Annotated in this window: 17 protein-coding genes and 1 pseudogene; 16 read left to right on the top strand and 2 right to left on the bottom strand. The window is 33.5% G+C overall.

All coding sequences use genetic code 11. From position 1 onward, the window contains the following. Positions 1–53 precede the first annotated feature (53 nt). From mraY to pnuC, 11 genes and pseudogenes are all read left to right on the top strand, one after another. On the top strand, positions 54–1,043 hold the full coding sequence (mraY, locus tag MHB61_RS04350) for a phospho-N-acetylmuramoyl-pentapeptide-transferase (RefSeq protein WP_010905599.1): 990 nt from the start codon (positions 54–56) through the stop codon (positions 1,041–1,043). Positions 1,044–1,242: 199 nt separating this feature from the next. Beyond that, positions 1,243–1,521, top strand: a complete 279-nt coding sequence (locus MHB61_RS04345) for a hypothetical protein (RefSeq protein ID WP_003131365.1) — start codon at positions 1,243–1,245, stop codon at positions 1,519–1,521. Positions 1,522–1,653: 132 nt separating this feature from the next. Then, the gene (locus MHB61_RS04340) at positions 1,654–3,174 is read left to right on the top strand and encodes an ABC transporter permease (protein WP_137016201.1); all 1,521 of its coding nucleotides are present in this window, start codon (positions 1,654–1,656) and stop codon (positions 3,172–3,174) included. A 103-nt stretch (positions 3,175–3,277) separates the two neighbouring features. Beyond that, positions 3,278–3,939, top strand: a pseudogene (locus MHB61_RS04335) (ABC transporter ATP-binding protein). 157 nt (positions 3,940–4,096) lie between these two features. Beyond that, the gene (locus MHB61_RS04330; protein ID WP_137016199.1) at positions 4,097–4,972 is read left to right on the top strand and encodes a LysR family transcriptional regulator; all 876 of its coding nucleotides are present in this window, start codon (positions 4,097–4,099) and stop codon (positions 4,970–4,972) included. Positions 4,973–5,211: 239 nt separating this feature from the next. Continuing rightward, positions 5,212–5,886, top strand: a complete 675-nt coding sequence (locus MHB61_RS04325; RefSeq protein WP_137016196.1) for a GTP pyrophosphokinase — start codon at positions 5,212–5,214, stop codon at positions 5,884–5,886. 140 nt (positions 5,887–6,026) lie between these two features. Then, entirely contained in the window at positions 6,027–6,371 is a 345-nt protein-coding gene (gene rplS, locus MHB61_RS04320; protein WP_012897519.1) for a 50S ribosomal protein L19, read from the top strand. Between the two features lie 295 nt (positions 6,372–6,666). Next, on the top strand, positions 6,667–7,176 hold the full coding sequence (locus MHB61_RS04315) for a hypothetical protein (RefSeq protein WP_003131379.1): 510 nt from the start codon (positions 6,667–6,669) through the stop codon (positions 7,174–7,176). After that, the gene (locus MHB61_RS04310) at positions 7,169–8,497 is read left to right on the top strand and encodes a glycosyltransferase family 2 protein (protein WP_003131380.1); all 1,329 of its coding nucleotides are present in this window, start codon (positions 7,169–7,171) and stop codon (positions 8,495–8,497) included. The genes MHB61_RS04315 and MHB61_RS04310 overlap by 8 nt, the downstream gene beginning before the upstream one ends. Before the next feature lie 225 nt (positions 8,498–8,722). After that, complete coding sequence (locus MHB61_RS04305) at positions 8,723–9,259, top strand: HdeD family acid-resistance protein (protein WP_014570493.1); 537 nt, start codon at positions 8,723–8,725, stop codon at positions 9,257–9,259. Positions 9,260–9,457: 198 nt separating this feature from the next. Next, positions 9,458–10,189: a nicotinamide riboside transporter PnuC gene (gene pnuC, locus MHB61_RS04300; RefSeq protein ID WP_003131382.1), complete on the top strand. Its 732-nt coding sequence runs from the start codon at positions 9,458–9,460 to the stop codon at positions 10,187–10,189. A 114-nt stretch (positions 10,190–10,303) separates the two neighbouring features. Here pnuC and MHB61_RS04295 read toward each other — a convergent pair whose 3' ends face one another. Then, the gene (locus MHB61_RS04295; RefSeq protein WP_003131383.1) at positions 10,304–10,459 is read right to left on the bottom strand and encodes a hypothetical protein; all 156 of its coding nucleotides are present in this window, start codon (positions 10,457–10,459) and stop codon (positions 10,304–10,306) included. A gap of 257 nt (positions 10,460–10,716) precedes the next feature. Between MHB61_RS04295 and MHB61_RS04290 the strand changes: the two genes are divergently transcribed. Next, positions 10,717–11,142: a universal stress protein gene (locus tag MHB61_RS04290; RefSeq protein ID WP_003131384.1), complete on the top strand. Its 426-nt coding sequence runs from the start codon at positions 10,717–10,719 to the stop codon at positions 11,140–11,142. A gap of 121 nt (positions 11,143–11,263) precedes the next feature. After that, positions 11,264–11,611, top strand: coding sequence for an HU family DNA-binding protein (locus MHB61_RS04285; RefSeq protein WP_003131385.1), 348 nt, complete (start codon positions 11,264–11,266; stop codon positions 11,609–11,611). 71 nt (positions 11,612–11,682) lie between these two features. On the opposite strand, the gene MHB61_RS04280 is transcribed toward MHB61_RS04285, so the two are convergent. Next, complete coding sequence (locus MHB61_RS04280) at positions 11,683–12,216, bottom strand: TetR/AcrR family transcriptional regulator (RefSeq protein WP_003131387.1); 534 nt, start codon at positions 12,214–12,216, stop codon at positions 11,683–11,685. Between the two features lie 163 nt (positions 12,217–12,379). Here MHB61_RS04280 and MHB61_RS04275 point away from each other — a divergent pair, with 163 nt between their 5' ends. The 3 genes from MHB61_RS04275 (at position 12,380) to MHB61_RS04265 (ending at position 15,296) form a co-directional block, all read left to right on the top strand. Further along, a complete protein-coding gene (locus tag MHB61_RS04275; RefSeq protein ID WP_257012270.1) occupies positions 12,380–12,604 on the top strand; it encodes a hypothetical protein in 225 nt (74 codons plus the stop codon). Beyond that, a complete protein-coding gene (locus MHB61_RS04270) occupies positions 12,601–14,778 on the top strand; it encodes a YhgE/Pip domain-containing protein (protein ID WP_257012271.1) in 2,178 nt (725 codons plus the stop codon). The genes MHB61_RS04275 and MHB61_RS04270 overlap by 4 nt, the downstream gene beginning before the upstream one ends. A 185-nt stretch (positions 14,779–14,963) precedes the next feature. Next, positions 14,964–15,296, top strand: coding sequence for a metal-sulfur cluster assembly factor (locus MHB61_RS04265; RefSeq protein WP_003131392.1), 333 nt, complete (start codon positions 14,964–14,966; stop codon positions 15,294–15,296). Positions 15,297–15,432: the final 136 nt, after the last annotated feature.

Below are 15,432 nucleotides of genomic sequence, written 5' to 3'. Positions count from 1 at the left end.
TGAGGCTCCACAGACACTAGTCTATGTGGAGCTTCAAAAATTAGGAGAAGAAAATGTTATTGAATGGGATAGTGGCGGCGGTAATTACAATGATTATAACAATCATTGGTATTCCTCGCTTCATTATGTTCTTCCACAAGAAAAAATTGGGTGGGCAACCAACCCTTGAAGATGTAAAACAGCATGCAAGTAAAGCTGGGACTCCTACAATGGGCGGTTTTGTCTTCGTTGTTGTGAGTTTAGTAGTTTCATTAATTGCCGCTTTGGTTTTTGGCAAATTTAGTCCAGCTTTCATTACTGCGTGGTGGGTCTTTGCCATGTATGCTGTCATTGGCTTCTTAGATGACTTTTTGAAAGTATTCAAACAAATTAATGAAGGTTTGACTGCCAAACAAAAAATGTTGGCTCAAATTTTAATTGGGATTGTTTCCTATTTCATTTATAGTCATGGGGAAAAATCTCATATTATTCATCTTTTAAGTTGGGAATTTAATATTGGGATTTTCTTTTCAATTTTCATTATTATTTGGCTTGTGGGTTGGTCAAATGCGGTCAATCTTACTGACGGAATCGACGGTCTTGCTTCAATCACTGTTGCGATTTCACTGACAGCTTATGCAGTTATCGCAGTAGCACATCAACAGTACGATGTTTTGTTGATTATCTTGTCAGTCATTGGTGGTTTGCTTGGATTCTTTGTCTTCAATCACAAACCAGCAAAAATTTTCATGGGTGATGTTGGTTCCTTGGCTTTGGGTGGTTTTCTTGCAATTGTTTCAATCTTACTTCATGCCGAATGGACTTTGCTTTTAATTGGTGCGGTTTATGTCATTGAAACACTTTCAGTGATGCTACAAGTTGCTTATTTCAAGAAAACAGGTGGTAAACGTATTTTTAGAATGACTCCTATTCATCATCATTTTGAACTCGGTGGATTTTCTGGAAAAGCAGCTGGTTGGTCAGAATGGAAAATTGACATTGTCTTCTGGTTATTTACAGCAGTGCTGTCAGTAATTGCGCTTTGTATTTACTTTGCTTTTTAATTAATAAATTTACTGACAGAATGGTCAGTGAAAAGTCGCTCTTGTGAGCGACTTTTTTTTATTTTTTAAAGTTAATATTTTACTGACAGAATACTCAAGAAAATATTATTTAACTTTTAGAAAAGCTTAAGTTTTACTTGGGTTGAAATTAAGTTTTAACAATTATAATCAATTTATCAAGAAAAGAAAGGATTCCAAAATGAAAAAAGTTCTTAAACTTTTAAAGGGGAAAGAAATTATTTTTGTTTCATTACTAACATTAATTGTTGGTGGAGTAGGTGGCTTTTTCATTGGTAAGGGCCAAAGTAATCAATCACAGCAAAATAATTTTCAAGAACAAATGCAAAATCGCTTTGGACAAAATGGACGTAGTCCAGACACTAATAGCGGTGCGACTACGGGTGGTTCTAACAGTCAGTCAGGTAATTCAGGAACGACGCAAGAAAGTAGTGACGAAAGTGGAACTGCATCAGCATAAAGGACCAAGTGGTTTTTAAGGACGTTGAGCCAATCATTCTTTCCGTCTTTATTTTTAATAAATTGACTGACGTGCTTAAAATCGACTTACAAAAAAGAGTCTATCAGAAGAAGACTCAGAAATGAGGAAAATATGGATTTTATAAGACGTGCATGGCTTTTCACTAAAGCCAAAATTGGACGGACAATACTTTTAATTGTTGCCTTTTCAGCAATTTTAATTTTTGTACTTTCAGGATTAATTATTAATAGTGCAGCTAATGTTTCTATTGATAATGCTAAAAAATCAGCTGGAGCAACCGTGTCACTCTCTGTTAACATGCAAAATGTTATCAAAGAAGCACAAAATAGTGCAATATCAAGTTCAAGTAGTAGCAGTTCAAGTGATACTGCTGAAGCAGGTAAACGATTTAATATTGATTTACCAACGATTTCAGAAACAACTGCTGAAAAAATTGCCAAACTTGATGGTGTAAAATCAGCAAGTTTCACTTATCAGGCTCAAGCATCAGCAAGTTCTGGTATTGAAAAAGTTTCAACAAGTAGTAGTTCTTCAAGTTCATCAACAGATACGCAAGCAGCTGGTGGGTTTGGTGGACGTGAAGGAGGAATGGGCGGAGGTTCCCAAGAGGATTTCACAATCAGTGGGACAAATGATTTAGCAGCAAGTACAAGCTTCACAGATTCTTATAAGATTAGTTCTGGACGCGCAATTAAGGCTTCAGATGAGGGGACGAACAATGTTGTCATTGAATCAACCCTTGCTAGCCAAAACTCATTAAAAGTGGGTTCAACTTTCACAATCAAAGATAGTAATGACAAAACATATAAAATGACTGTTGTTGGTATCTATACAACAACAAGTAGCTCGACAGAAAGCTCAATTCAATACATGAATACAATGTATACTGCACTTTCTGTAGCAAATTCTATCAAAGGTACGACTGGCAAAGTATCAAATGCAACTTACAGCATGGAAAATCCTGCACAAGCAGATACTTTTGTAAAAGCTGCTAATAAATTAGTTAATGACAGTAATTTCCAAGTTTCTAAAAATGACCAAGCTTATCAAAATGTAAAATCATCATTGAATAATGTTGCAAGTTTTGCTAGAAATATTGTACTCATTGTAGCAATTGCTGGAGCAATTATCTTAGAGCTTATCGTGATGCTCATGGTTCGCGAACGTCGTTTTGAAATTGGTGTTCTGATGAGTCTTGGAGAATCAAAACTCAAAATTATTGGCCAATTTTTCTTTGAACTCTTCATGGTTATGATTGTTTCGGTTGGTATTGCATCAGCTGCTGGAAATGTAGTAGGAAATGTCGTTGGACAACAACTTTTAAAACAAGAAACAACGCAGACAACGGCAAGCACAAGCAACATGCAAGGAGCTCCAGGAGCAAATGGAGGCAAAACCGAAGGTCAAAGACCATCAGAAAATGCTGGCGGATTTATGGGGCGTGCAGGTGGAGCAATTGGCTTTGGACAATCAGCTTCTGAAGCAAAAGCACTTGAAAAATTGAATATTAAAACTTCTGTCAGTGAAATTTTACTTCTTGTTGCTATTGCGATTTTGATTACACTAATCGCTGTCGGTCTAGCAAGTATTGGAATTCTCAGATTGAATCCTAAACAAGTTTTAACAAATTGATTTCTAAGAAGAACCAGTCTAATAATTTACTGACGCCTTCATTTTTTATCAAAAATTAATCACCAGATTTTGTCAGTAAATTTTTAAAATGAGAGGAGCAAAGATGACTCTAAAAGTTGAAAATTTAACTTATTATTATAGCAACCCCGATGACTATCTATTTAAAGATGTCACAGAAAGTTTTGAAAAAGGCACGATGTATGCCATTCTAGGACAATCCGGCTAGGAAAAACTACTTTTCTTTCCCTGCTTGCCGGACTTGATACACCAAAATCTGGAAGTATGTCTTTTGATGATAAAGCAATTAAATCAAGTAATTTAACAAATTATCGCAAAAAAACAGTAAGTACCGTTTTTCAAGCTTATAACTTACTGACCTACATGAGTGCTTATGACAACGTCAAAACAGCCGTAAAAATCTCGTCAGTAAAATTTGAAAATGAAAAAGCAGCAATAGAAGAAGCGTTCAATAAAGTAGGATTGAGCACAGACCTAATTTATAAACCTGTCAGTAAACTTTCAGGTGGTCAGCAACAAAGAGTGGCCATCGCTAGAGCATTAGTTTTAAATCATGAGATAATTATTGCTGACGAACCCACAGGGAATCTCGATGAAGAAACAACAGCCCAAATTGTTGAACTCTTTAAAGAAATTGCTCATAAAGATAATAAAATTGTGATTCTGGTTACTCACGAAAATGAAGTTGCCAAAGCATCAGATGTTGTATTTACCCTTAAACATCGTAAATTTGAAAAGACAGCATAGAATATAAAAACCATTACAATAATTCTAATGGTTTTTTATCCAGCCAAAACAGATAAACTCAAGGTTTATGGACAATTAAACTAGAGTTGCTCAATAATACTTATGGCACTAAGAATAATTACAAAATTATGTTAAAATAGCTTCTAGGAGTATAGCCATGAGTTTAAATTTAAGAGATCTTGAATATTTTTATCAATTGTCAAAATTGCGTTCGTTCACCAATGTTGCCAAACATTTCAGGGTTAGTCAACCCACTATTTCTTACGCAATCAAACGTTTAGAAACCTACTATGACTGTGATTTATTTTATAAAGATTCCTCGCATCAGGTAGTTGATTTAACTCCGGAGGGCGAACTTTTGGCAATGAGAACCAATGAAATTCTCTCTGAACTAAATCACACGAAAAAAGCTATTCATCGTTCGAGTATGAAAGATTTTAAAGTTGGTTTTCCGCCAATTATAAGTTCATATCTTCTATCAAAGCAAGATAATTTGAACTTTTTGAATGCCTTACATATGATTTATGGTGGTTCTAATGAACTCTTGAGCCTACTTTTAAATGAAGAAATAGATTCGAGCCTTTTAGGAAGTCTAGAAAAGATTAAGCATCCCCAATTAGAAATAGGAGAACTCTTTCAAAAAGAATTTTTTATCATTATGTCGGATAGTCATCCACTAGCCAATGAAAAAGAATTAGGATTTAAAGACTTACTTAATGAAGACTTTATCTTATTGGGAGAGCATAATATCCACTTTAATGCCTTTAATCGTTTAAATGAAAAATATAATCAATCAGCTAATGTAGTTTTGAAATTAGATGATGCTCATACCATAAAAGAACTTGTCAGGAAAAATTTAGGGATCAGTCTTATGGCAGATATCCGCTTATCAGAAGACTTTAAAAATCTAGTTAAAGTACCATTTATTGAAGAAGATAAACAATTCTTTCATATTAATTATGCCTATCAAAAAAATTCTATTCTCTCTGAAAGTGAAAAAAACTTTTTAGAAATATTGAAAACATTAAAATAAATATTGCATAAGAGCATCAATGATTTGGTGCTTTTTTGATAGTAATTATTTACAGTAGAAAGCGCACAAAAAACTTTCAGGAAATGTTATAATTAGAAGTATGATGTGAATCGTTTTTAGAGCAAATAGCATTATCCAGTCAAAGAAAAATATAAGGAAATTATATTATAATTTATTAATCACTAAATATTTGAGAAGAAATTAATAAGAAGATAAGACTAGATAGGAATTAAAGTAAAATGGAAAAAGATTATTTAAAAACAAGATTTGAACCAGAAGAATTTGAAAAATTAAAAAAGAAACTTGTCAGATATGAGTGTGCTTTAGATGTTGTCAGAACTCAACTTTCTAATCTAAATACCTATTATAATAATTTTGAGGCGATCAACCCAATTGAGCATATCAAACATCGTTTAAAATCACCGGAAAGTATTGCAGGAAAGCTGAAAAAGAAAGATTTGCCTGTGACCGCCGATGCTGCTGATGAACATTTATCAGATATTGCAGGAATTCGTATTATTTGTTCTTATGCTAAAAATATCTATGAGATTGTTGAAATTATCAAAAGCCAAGAAGCTTTTACAGTTGTTAGCGAAAAAGATTATTTAAGAAACGTTAAAAAAACAGGTTATCGTAGTTATCATATGATTGTCGAAGTTAATTTAGGACATCTATTTAGTGAACAAACTTGTCGAGTTGAAATTCAGTTACGAACTTCGGAAATGGATTTTTGGGCAACGTTGGAACATAAAGTTCGTTATAAATATGATGGACAAATTCCTGAGCAACTCAGTGGTGAACTACAAAATTGTGCAGAGCAAATTCATGCGCTTGATGAGAGAATGTATCTTATTCATAAAGTTGTGGACATGATTAATCAGTCTGAAGTTGATATTGAACAAATTGGTTACTGATAAAACTAAAAATAAGAACTTGTCAAAGGATGGATAATCTGTTATACTTATTGAGTATGTTTTTGCATACTAATAAAACTGTTCATCCGCTGAGCTTAATTTGCTAGATGCTGCTTAATGATGGGCAAGAGGAGAAAAAAATGAACCTTATCGAATCTATCAACGCTGCGCAACTCCGCACTGATATTCCTGACTTCCGTCCTGGTGACACTGTACGTGTTCACGCAAAAGTTGTCGAAGGAACTCGCGAACGTATCCAAATGTTCGAAGGCGTTGTTATCGCTCGTAAAAACTCAGGAATTAACGAAACTTACACTGTTCGTAAAATTTCAAACGGTGTTGGTGTAGAACGTATCTTCCCAGTTCACACTCCACGTGTTGAACAAATCGAAGTTATCCGTCACGGTAAAGTACGTCGTGCGAAACTTTACTACCTCCGTGCACTCACAGGTAAAAAAGCTCGTATCGCTGAACGTCGTCGTTAAGATACACCAGTTTAACCGCTCTATTGAGCGGTTTTTTATTTGGAAAGATTTATGGTTATGCTCAAAGATTTAAGGATATTGTTTTATTGAATCTACTGTGCTAGGTTAATGAAGTAGTTCATAATTTAAAATAGAAGAAGTTGAATAATAAGAGCCGTTTGGTAATTTATCAAGACGACTTTTTTTGTAGTTAAATAATGACATTGGTGATGGATTTTAAGGAAAAAAATGCGATAATTATTTAAATGTAGTTTATAGAGTACAGTGCAATTAAAAAAGATCAGAAAGGACTGAAATGAAAAAAAATATCAGTCGAGAAGAAGCAAAGAAATCTTTAGTCTATGACCCTTATTTTGAAAAAGGCCATTATGGGAGTAAAATTTTTCAAACTATAATTGCTCTTTTAGGATGGTGTGGTGTTATCATACCATTTTTATGGATTATCTTTCCTTTTGTTTTTCCAAATCGAGCACGTTTTGATCATATCATAATTTATAGAGAAGAAAAATCTACACTTTTATTTCTTTTCATTTTTCTTTCTATATCTTTTATTTTCCTATCTATTTTGTATATTATCCTAACTTTTTTGAATAATTATCGTTTTAAACATTTTCTACAAAAAGAAAAGCAGTACGATGCTGAACGTGTCGATGTAAGACGAAAGTTAATAAATCAAGCTTACGATGAACGATTTGGCACAAAAGATTTTCGCCATAATGTTTGTTTTTATTCGGTCAAAGAAGAGCAAAATTTGGAAACAGATTTTGTGAAAAAACTTTATCAGAAGGGAGAAAACAATGATTAGTTTTGTTCAAACGGGAAATGGCATTGTTGACTTTATTCTGACACTGATATTTCTGGTGTTAATTACTTACCCAATTTTAGGCGGATTCGCCTGGTTTATTGGAGTCTTATGTTATAGCTTTTTGTTCAAATATAAGCAAAAGAATTGGGATGATATTCCAGTAGAAGTTGAACCTTTTGTTACTATAATGGTTCCAGCTCATAATGAAGAAATAGTCATTGAAGATACACTTAATTATTTAATGACAAAAATTAATTATGAAAATTATGAGGTTCTAGTTACTGATGATGGTTCAACTGATAGAACTCCCGAAATTTTAAAAGAATTACAAGAAAAATATGATAAATTGCGCGTGATTAGAATTGAAAAAAATAAAGGAAAAGCGCATGCCTTTAATATTGGTTTAGGATTTGCAAAAGGAGAACTAGTTTTAAGCAACGATGCAGATACTGTTCCAGAACCTGACTCTTTAAATCGCTATATCAATTATTTTATTCGACAAGATTCTACTAACATCTCAGCAGTAACAGCTAATATGGATGTTCAGAATCGTGCAAAATTGATTGCGAAATCTCAAACAGTTGAATTTTCTAGTATTGTAGGAATTATTAAACGGACTCAACTTGGTGTGCTAGGGAGTATTTATGCCTATAGTGGTGCAAATACGATGTATCGAAAAGATGCCTTAATTGATGTCGGTTTGTTTCGACAAGATAGAGCCACAGAAGATATTAGTATTGCTTGGGACCATCAAATGGACGGTTGGTTATCATTGTTTGCGCCTCGTATTATGTTTTTTATGGAGGTTCCAGAATCTCTGAAAATGCTCTATCGTCAAAGGAAACGGTGGGCCAAAGGTGGAACAGAGGTTTGGCTGACTAATTTTAAAAAAGTATTTTTACACCCTTTTGACAACGTTGGCCGAACAATTATGTTTATTGACCAAAGTTTCAGCATTATCTGGTCATTCTTTTTCTGGATTTCGTCAGTAATTTTTATCTGGTCTTTATTTCAATTTGCCATTACCGGAAACTTAGAACGGATTTATCACATGTTAACGATGGCCTTTCTCTTTGTTTGCTTTGAAATGATTTCGGGAACTTTTCAATTAGTCGCTTCATTAATAGTTGATGACCGTGGAAGAAAAGTAAAATATCTATTATTTGCTCCACTTTATATGCTTTTTTACTGGGTAATGAATGCATTAACCATTGTAACGACTTTTATTCCAGCAGTAAAAACTATTCTAGGTTTAGGGTCTGGAACCTGGAAAAGTCCGGAGCGTAAAGGGATAAAAGTGACAAATAAAAAAGATAATTGAAATTACTAACGATAAAAGTTTGATTTTATATCTTATCATTTGAAAATTTTTGAGGAGTTAAAGTACTCCTTTTTTTGAATTAACTTTTTTTAAGAAGACTAATAATAAAAATAAAGACTTGTATAAAGACAACTAAGCGTAATTTTTAATCATCATAAATAAAATATTGTATCCATTATGTTATAATTAAATGAGAATTGAAGAATATTTTTTGGAGGTAAAGTTATGTTAACAGATTTTGAAAAACTTCGACGCGGAGTCGGATTTAGTGGGATAATTTCAATTATTATTGGTTTATTGATATTATTCTTACCTACAAAAACAGCAGCTATTGTCGCCGCTCTTGTAGGGGTAGCACTCGTAATTATGGGTGTCATTTATATTGGAGCAAATCTAGTCAAAAGAAGTGAAGAAAAAGGAAATTTCTGGAGAATTTCTCATCTCTTGTTGGGATTTATCTACCTATTTCCAGGAATTTTTGTTTTTTCAGATTTGAATGCAGCCGCAGAATCCCTTTTTGTCCTTATTGGTATTTTTGTAGGGATTAGTTGGATTGTAGATGGAATTGTAACTCTTACAGTTTTGACTAATTTCAATAGTAAATTTTGGGGGATTTTCTTAAGTGTAATTAGTATCATTGCTGGTTTTACTTTAGTATTTTCTCCGCTTTGGGGAGGGGTAACTTTGTGGTTACTTCTTGGAATCGAATTTTTAATTGTTGGGTTCATCAAAATGATTCACTATTACAGATGGGATAAATAGAAACGAAAAGGCCGATGAATATCGGCTTTTTTATTTATGCAACTTTATTAGAGATAAATAAAATTTTTATGGAACAAAATTGATAATGATTGGTCTCAAAAAAAAACTAAAGAATATATTTGGAAGCGTCTGACAATTTTTTATTCGTGATATAATTTTTAGTGGACGTTTTTTGACGTTCTTAGATTGGGGATGAGAATGAAAAATTATCTCAAATGGCTCAAAGATGAGCTAAAATCAATTAATACAGCCGGAAGCATCATGCTTTCGTTTATCATAGGAGTACAGTTGGCTTTCTTTTTAACGTCAACAATTACGGTCTTATCAATTATCACTTTGATTGCTACCTTAATGGGGTCGGCATGTACAGTTTACATGATGATTGGAAAACCAATTAATGGTCTTTTGGGGCTGATTAGTGCTTTTGGTTATATCTATATTAACTGGACTGCTGGTCACTATGCCTCTGTTTTAGATCAAATTGTTTTTGTTTTGCTGATTGACTTGCCATTGATTTTCACTTGGAAAACTTGGGGACATCGAATTGAAAATGGGGTCAAATTCATGAAGACAAAAGGATGGATTTTGACAATCAGCAGTATGTTGGTTCTTTGGTGGCCAATTACAGTCATTTATACAAAACTTGGAGACACCAATCCTTTATGGGATGCTATTACTTTAATTATTGGAGCTGCGGCTTCAATCTTGGTTGTTAGAGGTTATGGGGATAGTTACTCACTTTGGCTCTTATCTGATGTGGTCATGATTATTTTATGGGCAACAGCACTTATGGATGGCTATTCTGCAAGTTCTTTAGCAATGCTTCTAACTATTACTTTCTATTTGGTTACTTCTTTATATGGAAAATTCTTTTCTATTTGGAAGAATGACAAGAAGGCAAGTGGAGAAGTAGTAACTGAGAGAAACTAAAAAGGGAGTTGCTCATTGAGCAACTTTTTTTATTTAAAGTATAACAAAAGCACCTACTCTCAAAATTAAAGTAGATGCCTTTATCGATTGGGATACTCGCCCATTTTTTTCTCCTTAAACTAATTGTTCTAAGTTTTGTACAGCTTCTTCAATAGTATCTCCAGCACCATAAATATTTGAATCATTTACAAGTGATGCTCTGAAGATATTATGAGAAGTATCTAGAGTTACTGTATATTGGAAAAATTTATTTTTGTTAGTGAATGTCATAGTGCATTCTCCTTTCTTTATTTATTATACGAAAGGGAACCAAATTGGTTCATAACGAAATTCCAACTAAATTGTAGCATAAAGAAATCAGAATATCAAAAAAAGTGATTTAATATTTTCATAAAATTATATTTTTACTTCTAAGTAAAATTGGAAAAAAAGTCTTAAAAATAAAAGTTTCTTCTAAAAATATAGTGAGTGTTTAGTTGGACTTCTTAAATATTTTATCATAGAATATAGTAAAGGAGGCGTTTACAATGAGAGATGAATACAAGAAAATTTTAGTTGCAGTTGATGGCTCTGACCAATCGAAAGAAGCAATTCACGAAGCAGTCGCCATTGCCAAAAGAAATAAAACTTCATTATTTGTTTTACATGTTAAAGACGAAACAAGACTTCGGGGAACTCCGTATGCCTTGGCAATTAATTTGGATGATTTAGAAACAGAATCTAAAGAAATTATTGCTGAAGTTGAGGTTCTGATTAATGATGAAGTTGAGTTTGAAGTCCATGCCTTTACAGGAAATCCAAAGAAAGAAATCATTAATTTTGCAAAGCAATTTGAATTGGATTTGATTGTAGTCGGTTCAAATGGTAAGGGATTATTAGACAGGATGCTAGTAGGTTCGACGACAAGTTATGTTGTTAATCATGCACCTTGCAATGTTATGGTTGTAAAATAACCAAAAAATCTTGGCGTAAGCTAGGATTTTTTATGAAGATTTATATGATGACAAAAGAATTCACTAGAGTTAGTGAAGAAAAGGATGATAGGGGAATGTAGAAAATAGGAGGAATGAGTTAATGGCGTCGAAACAGGAGTTAATTGATTATGTAGCAGACCGTACAGAACTTTCAAAAGTAAATGCAGCAAAGGCAATCAATGCCTTTGTCGAGGCAATCACTTACTATATTTCTGAAGGGACTCCCGTACATATTTCAAATTTTGGGACTTTTGAGGTTCGTAAACGTGCAGCCAGAGTCAGTCATGATGTTCATTCAAGAGAAAAAATTTTAGTAGGCGAACAAAATATTCCGGTATTTAGAGCTGGAAAAGCTTTAAAATTGGCTACGAAACAAGAACTATCTGATGAAGATATGGTGATTGAAACATTGAGCAATATGATTTTGGAAGTTCAGCAACATGATTAACACCTGTTAATGGCTGTTATTTTCCAAATAGAATGATAAAAAACGATTCTTCTAAAAGAACCGTTTTTTTTTTAATTTATGAGCTCAACTAATAGATTAGCAATTTGAGTAGGTGTTTCCTTTTGTTTTCGACGAATCCACGATTGAGTAGTTCCAAAAATAGCATTAGCATAGTAGGTTGTCGCATAAATTTCCCCTAATTTTCCTAATTTAAGATGTTTAGATTGAGGGAAAAAGGAACTTTGAATAAGTTCTTTGAGTTTTTGCAACATAAACTGGTGGATTTCTTTGCTACCATTTTCCGAAAGAAGAGCGGCATATATTTGATTTCCTTTTAGAAATTCAAAAGTTTCAAGCATCGTTGCATGAATATTTCCGTTATTTTTTTCAAATACATATTGAATAGTCTCAAAAAGTCGACGTTGATAGGCTTCAATCATGTCATATTTATCTTGATAATGAGTATAAAAACTACTACGACTAACTTTAGCTAATTTCACAAGTTCAGTCGTTGAAATTTGGTCAAAAGATTTCTCGCCTAAAAGTTGAATCATGGCATCTCGTAATTGAAGTTTTGTACGATCTTTTCTGCTGTCATTGGACATTATAGGGGAACCTCCGTCCTTTTTAGAATGTAAGTGCTTTATTTAGACAGATTTAAAAATCTGTCCAAAACTGAATGGATAATAATTGTCAAATTTTCTAAAAAGTTTATAATACGTATTGTAACAATTTTTGGACGTATTGTCCATAAAGAAAGGGGAAAAGATGTTAAAAAAAGAATGGCAAGCCATTTTAAAGCACAAATTTTTTATTATTGTTATTATCGCTTTGGCACTTGTACCAGCAATTTATAACTATATTTTCTTAGGTTCTATGTGGGATCCTTACGGTAAATTGAATGACTTACCAGTAGCGGTTGTAAATTTAGACAAGACGTCTGAATTGAACGGAAAAAATTCAAACTTGGTGATGATGTCATTGCTGAAATGAAAAAATCAAAGGATTTAGATTATCATTTTGTTTCGGAGTATAAAGCTTCTAAAGGGATAAAAAAAGGTGATTATTACATGGTTATCACTTTTCCAGAAAACTTTTCAGAAAATGCAACAACCTTAATGAATAAGAAACCAAAAACGGTTCAGTTAGATTATCAAACGACACGTGGTCATAACTATATTTCATCAAAAATGAGCGAAAGTGCGATGAATCAGCTGAAATCAGAGGTTTCTAAAAATATCACGGAAACTTACACCAAAGAAATTTTCGCTAAACTTGGTGATATGAAGTCAGGAATGAAAGAAGCTTCTGACGGTTCAAATAAATTGGCTGATGGAACTTCGTCAGCATTAAATGGTTCAAAAGAATTAAGTAGTAATTTGAATACTTTATCTTCATCAAGTTTAACTTTTACTGACGGCGCAAATAATTTGAATTCAGGCTTAAATAAATATGTATCAGGAGTGAATCAAGCTGCCAATGGGGGACAACAACTTTCTTCTGGTGCAGACCAATTTGTCAGTGGAACGCAACAATTAGCAGCAGGTACACAAACACTGGCTGATAAATCAAAAGAGCTGTCAGCAGGAATTTCACAAATTTCTCAAGGGTCAGAAGCGGTGAGTCAATTGCAATCGGGTGTGCAACAATTATCTGAAGGCTTAAGTCAAATGGCTCAAAAAACAACTTTATCCGAAACTCAACAGCAAAATATTAGTGCTGTACAAAATGGTCTTACTGAATTAAATCAGGAGTTACAAAAAAATACGATTGACCCAAATTTGGCTGCCAATATCCAAAATAACTTGAAAGGTCTTGGAGCTACGGTCACAAATCTAGCTAATGATCAAGTGGCGGCCTCTAAGACAGCAGTTGAAAGTACTGAGACTTTTAAAACTTTAAGCGAAAGTCAGAAAACAGATATAAGAAATGCATTAGATAATTCTGTTGGTGCTGGAGCAGTTCAAACCGATTTACTATCTTTAAATAAGAATATTAAAGGAGTCCAAGACAGTCTTACAAGTCTACTACCAATGTTTGGAAAAATTGCTGATCTTAAAACATTAGTTCCAGGAGCAAGTCAAATAATTGCTGACCTTTCAGGTGGTCTGAACGAAGTAAACACTAATGTAAACACAAAATTTATTCCTGGTATCAATCAGTTAAATGCTGGTTTGACGAATTTTAATGACCAGTTAACTTCTGGAAGTCAAAAATTAACTTCTGGTTTTGCCCAATATGCTGACGGAGTTAATCAAGCAAACGCTGGCGCTCAACAATTAGCAAGTAAATCAAAAGATTTACAAAGCGGGACAATGCAATTAGTTTCTGGATTGTCACAATTACAAGCGAATGGTTCAACTTTAACTTCAGGTTCAAATCAATTGGCAGGGGGTGCTCAACAAATTTCCTCTGTTTCACAACAATTGGCAAATGGAGGTTCAAGTTTAACAAGTGGTTTGGGAACGCTAAATACAGGGGCTAATAACTTGTCAACAGCGTTAACCAAAGCAGATGATACTCTCTCAGCAACTAATAATTCTAATGAAAATGCTAAAAAAGTAGCTGCACCGTTGAAACTTAAACATACTGACCATGACAATGTACCAGAAAATGGTGCAGGAATGACACCATACATGATTAATGTTGCTCTCTTTATTGGTGCCCTTGCGACAAATGTTGTGATTGGAATTGGTTTCTCAGGTGAAAAATGGAAATCTGGTCGCGAATTTATGTTGGCGAAAATTGGTACAAATGGTTTGGTAGCACTTTTACAAGGAATCATCGTCTGGGGAGCAGTTGCTCTTCTTGGATTGAGACCAAATCATTTGTGGGAAATGTTGTTGTCAGTACTTTTAATCAGCTTCGCTTACATGGCAATCAATACTTTCTTCTTAACGGCTCTAGGTAAGATTGGTGAATTCCTTATGATTGTTGTCTTAGTTCTACAACTGGCGACGAGTGCAGGAACTTACCCCTTACAACTTGCGCCTAAAATATATCAAGTCATCAGTCCTTGGTTACCAATGACTTATGGTTTAAAAATGTTACGCGAAACCATTGGTTTGAATGGAGCAATTTTACCAGAAGCAATCCTATTTGTGGTTATTATCGCTCTCTTTACTTTCATGTTGAGTTTCTTCAAGAAATTCTCACGTTTTGCATAAAATAAATTACTGACAGAAAAAATTTATTCATAAAATTTTCTGTCAGTAATTTTTTATCTAGAAATTTTAAAATAAATTTGGTAAAATAAAGCTGTAAAAAGAATTTGACAATTTGGATTTGTCCTAGAAAGCACATTCGTTCAACTTTTAAAGTTTTGCTTTTTATGACAGCCTAAGGAGATAAAATGGCAGATAAATACACAGAAGAGCAAGTGAATGAAATCAAGGACAAAATTCTCTCTGCCCTTGAAAACGTCATTGACCCAGAGCTTGGGATTGATATTATCAACCTCGGATTAGTTTATGAAATTAGCTTTGAAGATAACGGATTTACAGAAATTAAAATGACATTGACAACAATGGGTTGCCCTTTGGCGGACCTTTTGACTGAACAAATTCATGATGCTTTGAAAGAAGTGCCAGAAGTTGGTGAAATCAAGGTGAACTTGGTTTGGTATCCAGCATGGACAGTTGATAAAATGAGTCGTTATGCCCGTATTGCTTTGGGAATTCGATAAATATAATAAAAAACTCCTTAGTCAGCATTGACTAGGGAGTTTTTTATTTATTAACGAAATTCATTATTCAATTATAAGCTTTTTGTCTGTATATTTTAATCTTTGGTATTTTATTTTAAAAAATAATATTTTTGTC

It is taken from the genome of Lactococcus sp. FSL K6-0773, from assembly GCF_038006485.1.
Classification (GTDB): Bacteria; Bacillota; Bacilli; order Lactobacillales; family Streptococcaceae; genus Lactococcus; species Lactococcus lactis.
Note: the sequence above shows the minus strand (reverse complement) of the source record. Positions and strands in the feature narration are given on the sequence as shown.

What these genes read in the sequence shown, in the direction of transcription:
- MHB61_RS04290 (WP_003131384.1), top strand. Translation starts at nt 10,717, where the DNA reads ATGAGAGATGAATACAAGAAAATTTTAGTTGCAGTTGATGGCTCTGAC.
- MHB61_RS04330 (WP_137016199.1), top strand. Translation starts at nt 4,097, where the DNA reads ATGAGTTTAAATTTAAGAGATCTTGAATATTTTTATCAATTGTCAAAA.
- MHB61_RS04310 (WP_003131380.1), top strand. Translation starts at nt 7,169, where the DNA reads ATGATTAGTTTTGTTCAAACGGGAAATGGCATTGTTGACTTTATTCTG.
- MHB61_RS04270 (WP_257012271.1), top strand. Translation starts at nt 12,601, where the DNA reads ATGAAAAAATCAAAGGATTTAGATTATCATTTTGTTTCGGAGTATAAA.
- MHB61_RS04305 (WP_014570493.1), top strand. Translation starts at nt 8,723, where the DNA reads ATGTTAACAGATTTTGAAAAACTTCGACGCGGAGTCGGATTTAGTGGG.
- MHB61_RS04325 (WP_137016196.1), top strand. Translation starts at nt 5,212, where the DNA reads ATGGAAAAAGATTATTTAAAAACAAGATTTGAACCAGAAGAATTTGAA.
- MHB61_RS04265 (WP_003131392.1), top strand. Translation starts at nt 14,964, where the DNA reads ATGGCAGATAAATACACAGAAGAGCAAGTGAATGAAATCAAGGACAAA.
- MHB61_RS04280 (WP_003131387.1), bottom strand. Translation starts at nt 12,216, where the DNA reads ATGTCCAATGACAGCAGAAAAGATCGTACAAAACTTCAATTACGAGAT.
- MHB61_RS04295 (WP_003131383.1), bottom strand. Translation starts at nt 10,459, where the DNA reads ATGACATTCACTAACAAAAATAAATTTTTCCAATATACAGTAACTCTA.
- MHB61_RS04315 (WP_003131379.1), top strand. Translation starts at nt 6,667, where the DNA reads ATGAAAAAAAATATCAGTCGAGAAGAAGCAAAGAAATCTTTAGTCTAT.
- MHB61_RS04345 (WP_003131365.1), top strand. Translation starts at nt 1,243, where the DNA reads ATGAAAAAAGTTCTTAAACTTTTAAAGGGGAAAGAAATTATTTTTGTT.
- MHB61_RS04275 (WP_257012270.1), top strand. Translation starts at nt 12,380, where the DNA reads ATGTTAAAAAAAGAATGGCAAGCCATTTTAAAGCACAAATTTTTTATT.
- MHB61_RS04285 (WP_003131385.1), top strand. Translation starts at nt 11,264, where the DNA reads ATGGCGTCGAAACAGGAGTTAATTGATTATGTAGCAGACCGTACAGAA.
- mraY (WP_010905599.1), top strand. Translation starts at nt 54, where the DNA reads ATGTTATTGAATGGGATAGTGGCGGCGGTAATTACAATGATTATAACA.
- pnuC (WP_003131382.1), top strand. Translation starts at nt 9,458, where the DNA reads ATGAAAAATTATCTCAAATGGCTCAAAGATGAGCTAAAATCAATTAAT.
- rplS (WP_012897519.1), top strand. Translation starts at nt 6,027, where the DNA reads ATGAACCTTATCGAATCTATCAACGCTGCGCAACTCCGCACTGATATT.
- MHB61_RS04340 (WP_137016201.1), top strand. Translation starts at nt 1,654, where the DNA reads ATGGATTTTATAAGACGTGCATGGCTTTTCACTAAAGCCAAAATTGGA.